This is a genomic window from Streptomyces sp. HUAS MG91 (assembly GCF_040529335.1).
GTDB classification, from domain to species: Bacteria; Actinomycetota; Actinomycetes; order Streptomycetales; family Streptomycetaceae; genus Streptomyces; species Streptomyces tabacisoli.
In genome coordinates this window covers 4,548,994-4,561,818 of sequence record NZ_CP159534.1, presented here as the reverse complement: position 1 = coordinate 4,561,818, position 12,825 = coordinate 4,548,994, and the positions used below count along the sequence as shown (strand labels likewise).

Below are 12,825 nucleotides of genomic sequence, written 5' to 3'. Positions count from 1 at the left end.
AACGCGCCATTTCAGCGCGGTCTCAGTGCCTCCGCAGGCGCCGTGCCACCAGCGCCGTGCCCGCCGCCACCAGCAGGGCGGCGGCCATCGCCGACCAGCCGGCGAGCCCGAAACCGGAACCTGTGTCGGCGAGTTCGCCGCCGTGATCCTTGTCACCCGGCGGGAGCGTCGGCTCCGGCGTGCCCGGCGGCGTCACCGTCGAGGTCGGGGTCGGGGTGGGCGTAGGTGTGGGCGACGGTGACGCCGCCCGGTCGGTGTTCGTGATCGTGCAGGTCACGTCGGCGCCGGGCGCCACCGCCACCTCGGCGTCCGTCACCGGCACCGCGGCGCCCCCGGCTGACTCGCATGCCCAGTCCCCGGCGTCATATGCCTGCGGCCCATCCGACTCGGCGAGCGTGTACGTCCCGGCCTCGACCTCGGCGTTCGTCACCGCGTCCGTGCCGGTGACCCCGGAGAGGTCGCTGGGGCCGTCGGCGGTGAGCGTCCAGTCGCCCGGGGCGGCGGTGCCGCCGTGCTCGTTCACCACCTTCTTCACCAGGGTCAGCCGGGCCTTGCAGGTGACCTCGTTCAGGACGGCGAAGGTGTTGTGCTCCCGGGTGAGTTCGGCGCGGTAGGGCAGTGGCTCGTCCACGTCCGCGCCGTTGGCGTCGGTGACGCGGCTGCCGGTGAGCGTGCAGGAGTCGGGCAGCGACGTGGTCTCGGCGACGGTCGTGCTGTCGCCGACGGTGTAGCCCTCGCGGACCGTGCCCCATTCCTGGGGGCGCGCGGCCGCGCCGGAGGGGCCGGTGAGCGTCAGCGCCGCGTCGAAGCCGTCGGGCCGGTCCGCGTGCGCGTACCGGGTGCCGTCGATCTCCCACACCTTGTCGACCCGCACATCGGCGCTCTGCGGCGGCTTGTTGTAGACCATGCAGCTGACGGCGGCCAGGCTCGGCACCTGCACGGTGAAGGCGGGCGCGGCGGCGGTCCCGGTGTTGGTGACGGGCACGTCCGCACCGGTGTCGAGGTTGGTGCACACCGCGTTCTTGCCGCCCTGGGTGACCAGGTCGTAGCCGCTGTGCTGGGTCTCCGCCACCGTCACGTCGGCGTCGGTGGTCCCGCTGGGATAGGTGGGGTGGAAGACCACGCCGCCGGTGTCGTCGTCCTGCGTGGTCTGGGTGTCCGGCAGACCGCCGATGCCGCCGGTGGTCGTGGACGCGTCGAACTGCCAGCCGGCGCCCGCGTTCTCGGCGCCGCTCACGTCCTCGCCCGTGTTGCCCGCGGGCACGATCTGCTTGATGACGGACAGGGTGCCGTCGCAGTGCGTCAGCGCCAGGTTGTGGAGGGCCTGGCCGGCCGCCGCGAAGTCGTCCGTCTGGTAGTAGTCGGCGGTCGTCGGGTTGTCGCCGGCGAACGCCTCCTCGCCGCTGATCGCCCGCAGGTTGAGCCCGGAGATCCCCTCGACGCCCTTGCCGACGCCGACCGCGACGACCCGCTCGCCCTTCGCCTTGACGGCGTTGGAGGCGAAGATGCCGCCCTCGACGTCCGCGAAGTGGGTGTTGGAGCCGTCACCGGTGTACGGGTTGCTCCACCGGGTCGGGTTGCCGTCGGTCAGGACGATGACGAGGTCGTACACCGGCGCCGCCTTGGCGACCGCGTACTGGGCCTGGTCCCAGTTGGTGCCCGAGCCCAGCTGCCAGTCCGCGTAGAGGGACTTGAAGGAGTCGGCGCCCGCCTTGGTGGACACCGACACCAGCCCGGGATGGTTCGTGGTGTTCGCGCTCGGCGAGTTCTTGTCGAAGGAGAACAGCGCCATCCGCGAGGGCGTGCCGGTGAGGGTGTTCGTCAGCTGGTCGGTGGCCGCCTTCAGATCCGGCAGCGCGCTGCCCACCGACGACGACAGGTCCAGCACCACGGCGACGTCGAGTCCGCAGGACTCCGGCATCTCCGGATTCGTACGGGACTGCTGCCAGATGCCGCCCGAGGCGACGTACGGGCTCGCCGACCAGTCGGTGCTCTTCATGAAATCGCTGGTCGAGCTGTACGTCTGTCCGGCCGCCAGGGCCGGCGTCTCGAACTGGTAGACCGAATCCACCGAACCGGAGCCGCTGCCCTTGCCCGTGCGCAGCGACGGGTTCGTGTACCAGCCGGGCGGTACACCGCCGTCGACCTGCCGCACCCAGTACCGCTGCCCCTCGTTGGCCCCGCCGCTGCCGGTGTCCGGCACGGTGAAGCTGCAGTCGCCGTCCCCGTCGGAGGTGCACCGCGCCCAGGCGTCGGTCAGCGGATCGGTGGCGGTCTCGCTCGCGTACAGGGCGAGCCGGACCCCGGCGAGCGGCGCCACGGTCGCGTCGCCGTCACGGTCGCCGCCCGTCTTCACGGTGACGACGGACTCCCCGGCCGCGGGTGTCGGCACGTCGGCGGCCACCTGGCCGGGCCAGGCGGCCACCGTGCTCAGCGTGAGCGCGGCCGCGGCGCCGAGGCCCCGCAGCCGTGCCCTCCATGGGCGGTGACGCATCATCAGACTCCCGGATAGGACGGACAGACCTCGCCCGAATTTATCCGATTAGAGCCTTATGTCTGATTATTTCGACAGGCGCGCCCCGTGGACGGTCACTTCACGATGGTGATCCGGTCCGCCTTCGGCGGCGCGATCGGGTTCGCCGCGGAGGAATTGGCCGTCAGGTAGTCGTTGAACGCCTTCAGGTCGTCCGCGCCGACCAGCGGATTCTTCCCGGCCCCGAGCGCCGCGAAGCCGTCGCCGCCGCCCGCGAGGAAGGAGTTCATCGCGACGCGGTAGGTGGCGGCCGGGTCGATGGCCGCGCCGTTCAGCCGGATCGAGTCGGTGACGACACGCGCCGCGCCGGTCTTCGTCATGTCGAGCGTGTACGTGAGCCCGGCGGACGGCTGGAGGATCTTCGGCGACGCCTCGTTCGAGCCGCTGACCTGCTGCTGGAGCGCCTGGACGACCTGCGCGCCCGTCAGGTCCACGAGATTGACGGTGTTGCTGAAGGGCTGCACGGTGAACGCCTCGCCGTAGGTGACGACCCCGTCGCCCTCGGCGCCGCTCGCCTTGTACACGAGGTCGGAGCGGACCCCGCCCGGGTTCATCAGGGCCAGGCTCGCCTTCGGGTCGAGGGACTTGGCGTGCGCGAGCTGCGCGTCGGCGATGAGATCGCCGAGCGGCTCCTCCGGCGTACCGGCGCCGCGGCCCGCGATGTCCCCGGAGATGTACCCGACGGCCTGGTTCGCGACGGGCGCGGCCAGCTTGTTCCACTTGCCGATCAGGGCCGTCATGTCGGCGGCCTTGTCCTGCGTACGGGACACGACGTGGTTCGCGGACCTCACCGACTTCGCGGTCTTCACCGCCGTACGGACGATGTCCTTGGTCCTGCGGTCGTAGGTCAGCGTGGTGTCCGTGTAGAGCTTCCCGTACGAGGACGCAGAGGTGACCATGCGCGGGTTGCCGGCCGGGTCCGGGATCGTGCACACGTACGCGTTGTGCGTGTGGCCGGTGACCAGGGCGTCGACCTTCGGCGTGATGCCCTTGGCGATGTCGACGATCGGGCCGGAGACGCCGGAACCGGCGCCCGCGGAGTCGCAGTCGTAGTTGTACGCGGACGAGGCCGGGAGCCCGCCCTCGTGGATCAGGGCGACGATCGACTTCACGCCCTGCTTGTCGAGGATCTTCGCGTACTTGTTGACCGTCTCGATCTCGTCGTGGAACTTCAGGCCCTTGACGCCCGACGCGGAGACGATGTTCGGGGTGCCTTCGAGGGTGACGCCGATGAAGCCGACCTTCACGCCCTTGTGCTTCCACACGTAGTACGGCTTCAGGATCGGCTTGCCGGTCTTCTCGTCCGTCACGTTCGCGGCGAGGTAGGGGTAGTCGGCGCCCTGGAACTTCTTGCCGGCCTCGTAGCAGCCGTCGGTGGGGTGGCAGCCGCCGTTCTGCATCCGCGCGAGCTCGGTGGCGCCCTCGTCGAACTCGTGGTTGCCGACCGAGGTGACGTCCAGGTCCAGCTTGTTCATGGCCTCGACGGTGGGCTCGTCGTGGAAGAGGCCGGACAGCAGCGGGCTCGCGCCGATCAGGTCACCGGCGGCGGCCGTCACGCTGTACGGGTGGTTCTTGCGGGCCGTGCGCAGGGAGGTGGCCAGGTACTCCACACCGCCCGCGTCGACCTGCTTCGTCGTGCCGTCGGCCTGCTTCTCGGTGACCTGGCCGGACGAACCGGCCGGCGGCTCCAGGTTGCCGTGGAAGTCGTTGAACGACAGCAGCTGTACGTCCTGGTAGCGGCCGCTGTCCTGGCCGTGACCGTGACCGTGGCCCCGGTCGTGGGCCGCGCTCGCGGGCATGGCGGCCATCAGCGCGCCCGCGGTGGCGAGGGTGGCGACGGTGCCGAGCGCGGTTCTCAGACGCCGGTTCGTCCTGGTGGGCATGGAGGATCCCCTTGGGTGCTGTACGGAGACTGCGACTGCCCGGCAGCCTAGGGTCAACGCGCGTAGCACAACAGGGGATTGCAGGTTACGAGCTGGTTGCCGACTCCCGGCGGGGCCCCCGCCGTACCCTCGTATCCATGACCACGGACCCCGCGAACACCCCCGATCCCGCCCTCCCGGGCCGCCGTATCGACACCCTGACCTCCCTGACCGGCGAGCAGTCCGACGCCGTGCTGTCCCTGCTGGCCGACGCGGCCCGCGCCGACGGCCAGCAGGCCGTATCGGAGCAGGGGCGGCTCCATCTGCGCGGCGAGCGCGACGGCGTCACGCACCTGCTGCTCTCCGTCGACGGGGACCTGGTCGGCTACGCGCAGCTGGAGGACACCGACCCGGTGGAGGCCCCGGCCGCCGAGCTGGTGGTGCACCCGGCGCGGCGCGGGCAGGGACACGGGCGGGCGCTCGGCGCGGCGCTGCTCGCGGCGTCGGGCAAGCGGCTGCGGGTGTGGGCGCACGGCGGGCACAGCGCGGCGCGCCACCTGGCACAGGTGCTCGGCCTGACGCTGTTCCGCGAACTGCGCCAGATGCGGCGGCCGTTGACCGACCTCGAACTGCCCGAGCCGGTGCTCCCGGCGGGCATCAGGATCCGCACCTTCGTGCCCGGCCAGGACGACGCGGCGTGGCTGGCGGTGAACGCGGCGGCGTTCGCCCACCACCCCGAGCAGGGCTCGCTGACCCAGCGCGACCTGGACGACCGCAAGGGCGAGCCGTGGTTCGACCCGCGCGGCTTCTTCCTCGCGTTCAAGGGCGACGAGCTGGTCGGCTTCCACTGGACCAAGGTGCACGCCGAGGAGCGGCTCGGCGAGGTGTACGTGGTCGGGGTGGCCCCCGAGGGCCAGGGCGGCGGCCTCGGCAAGGCGCTCACCGCGACGGGGCTGCGCCATCTCGCGGCGGCCGGGCTGCCGACCGCGATGCTCTACGTCGACGCGGACAACAAGGCGGCGGTGAGCGTGTACGAGCGGCTCGGCTTCACGACGTACGAAACGGACCTGATGTACCGAACGGAGTCATAACACCCCGGTTCCCGGGAGAGGGGGCGGCGTCACTTGACGCCGCCCCCTCTCTTGCATCACCCTTTCACTACTTGATTAGTGAAAGGGGGGTACGCCAGTGGCCAAGGACGACCGGCCGGCCGAGCCGGTGATCGAATTCCGCATCGACCGCCACAGTGGCGTCGCCACCTACCTGCAGATCGTCCACCAGACGGAGCAGGCGCTGCGGCTCGGCATGCTCGAGCCCGGCGACAAGCTGCCCACGGCCCGCGAGGTCGTCGAGGCGACGGCCATCAATCCGAACACGGTGCTCAAGGCGTACCGCGAGCTGGAGCGAGAGGGCCTCGTCGAGGCCCGCCGTGGCCTGGGCACGTTCGTGCGCAAGTCCCTGGGCTCCGGCCCGGGCGACTCACCGCTGCGCAGCGAGCTGGAGGACTGGACGAGACGGGCGAGGGAGGCGGGACTGGACCGCGAGGACGTCGCGGCCCTGTTCACCGTCGCACTGGAAGCACACTTCAGCACCACCACCAAGGGGACTTCATGAGTACGGCGATCGAGGCGACGGGTCTCGGAAAGCGCTACGGCCGACGGGGCACCGCGGCCCTCGACGACTGCTCGTTCCGGCTGCCCACGGGCCGGATCAGCGCCCTCGTCGGGCCGAACGGCGCGGGCAAGTCGACCCTGCTCTCGATAGCGGCCGGCCTGCTGCGGCAGAGCGCGGGAGAGCTGCGCGTGCTCGGCGCCGCCCCCGGCGAGGCCCGCGCCAAGGTCGCCTATCTCTCCCAGGACAAGCCGCTGCACCCCCAGCTCTCCGTCGCGGACACGCTGCGCATGGGCGCCGAGCTGAACCAGGAGCGCTGGGACGCGGCCTACGCGACACAGATCGTCGAGGCCGGCTCGCTCGACCCGAAGGCGAGGATCCGCTCGCTCTCCGGCGGCCAGCGCACCCGCGTCGCGCTCGCCCTCGCCCTCGGCAAGCGCCCCGAGCTGATGCTCCTCGACGAGCCGATGGCCGACCTCGACCCGCTGGCCCGGCACGAGCTGATGGGCACCCTGATGGCGGACGCCGCCGAGCACGGCACGACCGTGCTGATGTCGTCCCACATCGTCTCCGAGCTGGCCGACGCCTGCGACCACCTGCTGCTCCTCGGCGGCGGCCGGATCCGGCTCGGCGGCGGCATCGACGACCTGATCGGCGCGCACAGCCTGGTCACCGGCCGCGGCGAGCTGTCCGGCCACACCGTCATCGAGTCCCGCGCCTCGGGCCGCGGCGTCACCGCCCTGATCCGCAGGGACGGACCCGTGGGCGACGGCTGGCAGGTGCAGGAGCCCTCCCTGGAGGAGCTGCTCCTGGCCCACCTGCGCTCCCCCGACGCCCCGGCCCTGCTCACCCCGAGCACCGCGGCCGCGCACCGGACGGCGGTGACCGCGTGAGCACCACCCTCGACAAGCCCGCCACGACCTCCGGCAAGCCCCCGGTCCGGCGCACCCTGCCCGGCGCCGACGGCCTGGTGTGGACCGTGCTGCGGCTGCACCGCACCGCCCTGTGGGTGTGGACCGGTTATGTCGCCGTCAGCGTCGGACTGCTGCTGTGGCTGTGGGGCCCCGGCGCCTCCACGGCGCAGAAGGCCTTCGACGCGTTCGGGTACGCGGGGGCGCAGGAGATCGCCTGGAAGGGCAGGTCCTTCTCCCTGACCTCGTTCGGCACGTCCTTCGACTCCCTCTTCTACGACCCGGCGACGTTCACCCGGATCGCGGCGGTCGTCGTCGCCGTCTTCGCGGCGGGCCCGCTGGTCGCCCGGGAGCTGGAGCTGGGCACCGCCCGTCTCGCCTGGACCCAGTCGGTGTCCCCGGCCCGCTGGCTCACCGCCAAGCTGGCGCTGCCCGCGCTCGCCGTCACCGTCGGCACCGGCCTGATCGTCGCCCTGTACGTGCCGGTGTGGCGGTCGCACAACCACCTGCTGGTCGCCGGCATCGGCCCGCGCTCCTTCTACTTCAACATCGGCCCGGCGACGATCGCGAACGTCCTGTTCGGCCTGGCGCTCGGCGTCTGCGCCGCGCTGGTGATCCGCCGCACGCTGCCCGCGATCGTGGTCGCCGGGACCGGCACCTATCTGGCCGGCGCGCTGCGCTCCAACTCCTGGCCGTTCCAGGGCATGTACCAGCAGCCGGAGATCCCCGTCCACAACAAGGCGATCACCTCCACGGGCGCGGAGATCGCCGACCCCGGGTGCTACGAGGACCAGAAGTGCCTCGCCGCGCACCACGTCACCGGCTTCGACCGGCACTACCTGCCCTCGCCGGACTACTGGCCGCGCCAGCTCACCGAGACGGGCATCCTGCTCGCCCTCACCGCCGTCCTCGTCGTCGCGGCCTTCCTGGTCCTGCGCCGCTACCAGCCGAAGAAGGCCCCGAAGACCGCCGAGGGAGCCGCCGCGTGAGCACCCTCTCCTTCTCTCCGCGCACCGGACTGACCTGGACCGTGCTGCGGCTGCACCGGGGCACCCTGTGGCTGTGGACGGCGTACGTCGTCCTCCTCGCGGGCGTGCTGCTGTGGGCCTGGGGGCCGGGCGTCTCCGGCCTCGGCATCGCCGGCCCCTGCGACCCGTTGGAAGCCAATGTGTGCACCGCGAAGGGATCGACCGCGCAGAGCTTCCACTACGCCCTGTCCTTCGCGGACACCTTCCTCTCGCTGCTCCCGCTGGCTGTCGCGGTGTTCGCGGGCGGCGCCCTCATCGGCCGTGAACTGGAGAGCGGGACCGCCCAGTTGGCGTGGACCCAGTCCGTGCCGCCGGCCCGCTGGCTGGCCACGAAACTGGCGCTGCCCGCGATGGCGCTGGTCACCGGCACCGCGCTGCTGGTGGTGCTGCGCCGCCAGGTCGCCGCGGCGGCGCCCGGCCTCAGCCAGAACCAGTGGTTCTCCGGGGGCTTCGAGGTCCTCGGTCCCGTCGCGGTCGCGCTGCCGCTGCTCGGCCTCGCCTGCGGCGCGCTCATGGGGCTCCTCCGGCGGCGCTCCCTGGCCGGAGCCGGACTCGGCCTGGCGCTCGCCGCGGCACTGACGGCCGCCGCCGAACTGCTGCGCCCGTACCTGTGGCCGACCGTGACCCGGGTCGGCTCGGTCGCCGAGAACTACCCCGGGTTCACCGGTGAAGTCATGAGCGAGGGAGTGGTCACCGCGTCCGGCGCACACATCGCCGACCCGCTGTGCGTGGGCGACCGGGCCTGCATCACCGACCACCACGTCACCGGCTACTACCGCGAGGGCCACCCGCCCTCCCACTTCTGGCCGCTCCAACTCGTCGAGTCGGGCCTGCTGCTGGCCCTGACCGCCCTGATCGTGTTCATCACCTACCGCGTCCTGCGAAGGAGCGTCGCCCGATGAGTTCCGCGTCCTTGAGTTCCGTGTCCTGGAGTTCCGTGTCCTGGAGTTCCGTGTCCTGGAGTTCCGCGTCGGTGAGTTGCACGTTCGTGAGTTGCACGGCCCAGCCCGCCCCGGCACTCCGCGCGCCGCGGCCCCGCGGGAAGAGATTCGGCTCATGACCCAGACCCTCCCGGCACCCCCGCGCACCCTGCGCTCCCTGCGTCCCACCGGCCCCGTGTGGGCGTCGCTCCGCCTGCACCGGATCGCCCTGTGGGTGTGGCTCGCGGCGGTCCTGGCCACGAGCGGCCTGCTGCTGTGGCTGCTCGGGCCGGGAGCGGACGCGGCCGCCCGGCAGCTGGCCCAATGCGCGCCCTCGGACTGCGATTTCATCGGCGGCCCGTCGTTCCGGTACGACCAGCTCCTGCGGATGGTCAACGCGTTCCTCTATCTGACCCCGTACATCGCGGCACTCTTCATGGGAGCGGTCTGCGTGGGGCGCGAACTGGAGCGCGGGACAGCGCAGTTGGCCTGGGTGCAGTCCATCAGCCCGGCCCGCTGGCTGGCGACGACGCTCGGGGTGCCGGCGGCCTGGTTCCTCGCCGGGATGGTTCCCCTGGTCACGCTGAACCATCTCGTCTGGGCGACCGGTCCGGGTCCGCTCATCCCTTGGCACGACGAGTACCTGTTCCTCGGTACGGGACCGCTCGGCCCGTCCCGCGTCCTGCTGGGGCTCGCCGTCGGCGCGCTCGGCGGGGTCCTGTTCCGCAAGGTCCTGACCGGCGGCGTCGCCGGGATCGCCGCCCTCCTGGTGACCGGCTGGCTGGGCTCGCGCTACCGCGTCAGCCTGTGGCCCACGGTCACCGACCACGGCACGGTGCCGCCGGTCCCGCCCGCCGACTCGCAGGTGCTCAGGCGCGACGCCGTCACCGCGGCCGGCGAGCACGTCGCCAATGACCTGGCGTGCGTCGACGCGGGGACCAAGGCGGAGCTCGGGCGCTGTGTCCGCGGCTTCCAGGACTTCTCGGTGATCTACCACCCGCCGTCCCACTACTGGCCCCTCCAGCTGACGGAATCGGCCGGAACCCTGCTCCTGACAGCAGTGGCAACGGCCCTGACCTTCAAAGCCCTCCACCACCGCACCCCATAACCACCCCGCCGCCCCCGCCGCCTCGGGCAGTCCGCCCCCCGCCGTCTTGGGCAATCTGCCGCCAAGGGCGGCAGGGTGGGCAAGGCGGCCCCCCCAGCGCGGGGCAAGCGCCCATCGGACCCGCGCCACGACCCCGCCAACCCCGCACCACAGCCCCGCCGCAGCCCCACTCAGCCCGCGCCACGACCCCGCCCCACCCCCGCGCCCCCGCAAAGACACCCCCCGACCCCCCGTAGACGCCGGGGAGCCGCCCGCCCATATCCCGCACGTCATATCGCCGTAACCAGTGATTCAGACACGGTTGCGACCCTCACGGAATGCAGCCCCCCGCGCCCGACACCCCCTCGACCCCGCCGGAACCCCCCACCCCGCAAGCGCCCACCCCCGGCAGGCTCCGCCTGGCCCCCGCGCTCAGCGACCTTCCCGGCGCGCCCGAGACCGTCTCCGCGCGGAAGAATGGGCCCATGAGCCAGCCGAACGCCGCCCAGGACCAGTCCGCAGCCGAGTCCGAGCCCTCCCCGGCCCCCTCGGCATCGCACCCGCAGCCCTCCGTGGGCTCCCTAGCAGCGCACCGCCCGCACCCGGTGGCCAGCGGCGACTACGAACGGTCCGCCGCGAAGCTGGCCGGCATCGTCGCGGACATCGACGCGGACCCGGACGACTACGAGGAGGACTACGCGAGCCAGGACGGCGCGGAGCTGCCCCAGGGCCGCTTCCTGGACCGGGAGCGCAGCTGGCTGGCGTTCAACGAGCGGGTCCTGGAACTGGCGGAGGACCCGACCACGCCCCTCCTGGAGCGGGCGAACTTCCTGGCGATCTTCGCCTCGAACCTGGACGAGTTCTTCATGGTCCGCGTGGCCGGCCTCAAGCGCCGCATCGCGACCGGCGTCGCCACCCGTTCGGCCTCCGGGCTGCAACCCCGTGAAGTGCTCGAACTGATCTGGAACAGGTCCCGGGAACTCATGGCCCGGCACGCCGCCTGCTACCAGGACGAGGTCGCCCCGGCCCTGGCCGACGAGGGCATCCACGTCGTGCGCTGGAACGAGCTGACCGACAAGGAGCAGTCCCGGCTCTACACGCTGTTCATGCAGCAGATCTTCCCGGTGCTGACCCCCCTCGCGGTGGACCCGGCGCACCCCTTCCCGTACATCTCGGGCCTGTCCCTGAACCTCGCGGTCGTGGTCAGCAACCCGGTCTCCGGCCACCGCCACTTCGCCCGCGTCAAGGTCCCGCCGCTGCTCTCCCGCTTCCTTGAGGCGTCCCCGCAGCGCTACGTCCCCATCGAGGACGTGATCTCCGCGCCCCGGCACTTGGGCGAGCTGTTCCCCGGCATGACGATCGAGGAGCACCACATGTTCCGCGTCACGCGGAACGAGGACCTGGAGGTCGAGGAGGACGACGCAGAGAACCTCCTGAAGGCGCTGGAGAAGGAGCTCATGCGGCGCCGCTTCGGCCCGCCGGTGCGCCTGGAGGTCGAGGAGACGATCGACTCGGAGGTGCTCAGCCTCCTCGTCCGCGAGCTGAAGGTCAGCGAGGCGGAGGTCTATCCGCTGCCCGGCCCGCTCGATCTCACGGGCCTGTTCTCCATCGCGGGGATCGACCGCCCCGAGCTGAAGTACCCGAAGTTCGTCGCGGGGACGCACCGCGACCTCGCCGAGGTGGAGTCGGCGTCGGCGCCCGACATCTTCGCGGCCCTGCGCAGTCATGACGTGCTGCTCCACCACCCGTACGACTCGTTCTCCACCTCCGTCCAGGCGTTCCTGGAGCAGGCCGCCGCCGACCCGGACGTGCTGGCCATCAAGCAGACGCTGTACCGGACCTCGGGCGACTCCCCGATCGTCGACGCGCTGATAGAGGCCGCGGAGGCGGGCAAGCAGGTCCTCGTCCTGGTCGAGATCAAGGCGCGCTTCGACGAGCAGGCCAACATCAAGTGGGCGCGGAAGCTGGAGGAGGCGGGCTGCCACGTCGTCTACGGCCTGGTGGGCCTCAAGACGCACTGCAAGCTCTCCCTCGTGGTCCGCCAGGAGGGCGAGTCGCTCGTCCGCTACAGCCACGTCGGCACCGGCAACTACCACCCCAAGACCGCCCGCCTCTACGAGGACCTGGGGCTGCTCACCGCGAACCAGGAGGTCGGGGCCGACCTCTCCGACCTCTTCAACCGCCTCTCCGGCTACTCGCGCCGCGAGACCTACCGCCGCCTCCTCGTCGCCCCCAAGTCCCTGCGCACGGGGCTGATCACGCGGATCGAGAAGGAGGTCCAGCACCACCGTGCGGGCCGCCCGGCGTACGTCCGCATCAAGGTCAACTCGATGGTCGACGAGGCGATCATCGACGCCCTGTACCGGGCGTCGCAGGCAGGCGTCCCGGTCGACGTGTGGGTGCGCGGCATCTGTGCCGTGCGCCCCGGCGTCACCGGCCTGTCGGAGAACATCCGGGTCCGCTCGGTACTCGGCCGCTTCCTGGAGCACTCCCGGGTCTTCGCCTTCGGCAACGCCGGCGAGCCCGAGGTGTGGATAGGCAGCGCCGACATGATGCACCGCAACCTCGACCGCCGCATCGAGGCCCTGGTCCGCGTCGAGGACCCGGCCCACCGCGCCGCCCTCAACCGGCTGCTCGAAACGGGGATGTCCGACTCCACCGCCTCCTGGCACCTGGGCCCGGACGGCAACTGGACCCGGCACGCGACCGATCCGTCGGACCCGGCCGGACGCCCCCTGCGGAACGTACAGGAGATGCTCATAGACGCCCGGAGGCGCCGGCGTGGCACAGCAACACCTTGAGTCCGGCGAGCCGTCGGGAACCGGCCCGCACCCCGGACCGCAGCCCGGCCCGCACCGCGGACCGGCCGACGG

At 71.8% G+C, this 12,825-nt stretch carries 9 protein-coding genes; 7 read left to right on the top strand and 2 right to left on the bottom strand.

Features of this window, described 5'->3' with window-relative positions:
• Nucleotides 1-22: 22 nt before the first annotated feature.
• Nucleotides 23-2,497: a hypothetical protein gene (locus ABII15_RS20715; protein ID WP_353943808.1), complete on the bottom strand. Its 2,475-nt coding sequence runs from the start codon at nucleotides 2,495-2,497 to the stop codon at nucleotides 23-25.
• 92 nt (nucleotides 2,498-2,589) lie between these two features.
• Nucleotides 2,590-4,416 (bottom strand): bifunctional metallophosphatase/5'-nucleotidase, encoded by a 1,827-nt coding sequence (locus tag ABII15_RS20710; RefSeq protein ID WP_353943807.1) that lies wholly within the window; start codon nucleotides 4,414-4,416, stop codon nucleotides 2,590-2,592.
• A gap of 137 nt (nucleotides 4,417-4,553) precedes the next feature.
• On the opposite strand from ABII15_RS20710, the gene mshD reads away from it, so the two are divergent.
• The 7 genes from mshD to ABII15_RS20675 all read left to right on the top strand — a co-directional run bounded on the left by mshD (nucleotide 4,554) and on the right by ABII15_RS20675 (nucleotide 12,753).
• Nucleotides 4,554-5,486, top strand: a complete 933-nt coding sequence (gene mshD / locus ABII15_RS20705; protein ID WP_353943806.1) for a mycothiol synthase — start codon at nucleotides 4,554-4,556, stop codon at nucleotides 5,484-5,486.
• Nucleotides 5,487-5,613: 127 nt separating this feature from the next.
• Nucleotides 5,614-6,009, top strand: a complete 396-nt coding sequence (locus ABII15_RS20700; RefSeq protein ID WP_353947131.1) for a GntR family transcriptional regulator — start codon at nucleotides 5,614-5,616, stop codon at nucleotides 6,007-6,009.
• A complete protein-coding gene (locus tag ABII15_RS20695; protein WP_353943805.1) occupies nucleotides 6,006-6,899 on the top strand; it encodes an ABC transporter ATP-binding protein in 894 nt (297 codons plus the stop codon). Before ABII15_RS20700 ends, ABII15_RS20695 begins: the two co-directional genes overlap by 4 nt.
• Nucleotides 6,896-7,906 carry a hypothetical protein gene (locus ABII15_RS20690; protein WP_353943804.1) on the top strand — a complete coding sequence of 337 codons (1,011 nt, stop codon included), beginning with the start codon at nucleotides 6,896-6,898 and terminating at the stop codon, nucleotides 7,904-7,906. The genes ABII15_RS20695 and ABII15_RS20690 overlap by 4 nt, the downstream gene beginning before the upstream one ends.
• Nucleotides 7,903-8,847: a hypothetical protein gene (locus tag ABII15_RS20685; RefSeq protein ID WP_353943803.1), complete on the top strand. Its 945-nt coding sequence runs from the start codon at nucleotides 7,903-7,905 to the stop codon at nucleotides 8,845-8,847. Before ABII15_RS20690 ends, ABII15_RS20685 begins: the two co-directional genes overlap by 4 nt.
• A gap of 154 nt (nucleotides 8,848-9,001) precedes the next feature.
• Entirely contained in the window at nucleotides 9,002-9,973 is a 972-nt protein-coding gene (locus ABII15_RS20680; protein ID WP_353943802.1) for an ABC transporter permease, read from the top strand.
• A 464-nt stretch (nucleotides 9,974-10,437) separates the two neighbouring features.
• Nucleotides 10,438-12,753: an RNA degradosome polyphosphate kinase gene (locus ABII15_RS20675; RefSeq protein WP_353943801.1), complete on the top strand. Its 2,316-nt coding sequence runs from the start codon at nucleotides 10,438-10,440 to the stop codon at nucleotides 12,751-12,753.
• The last annotated feature ends 72 nt before the right edge of the window (nucleotides 12,754-12,825 follow it).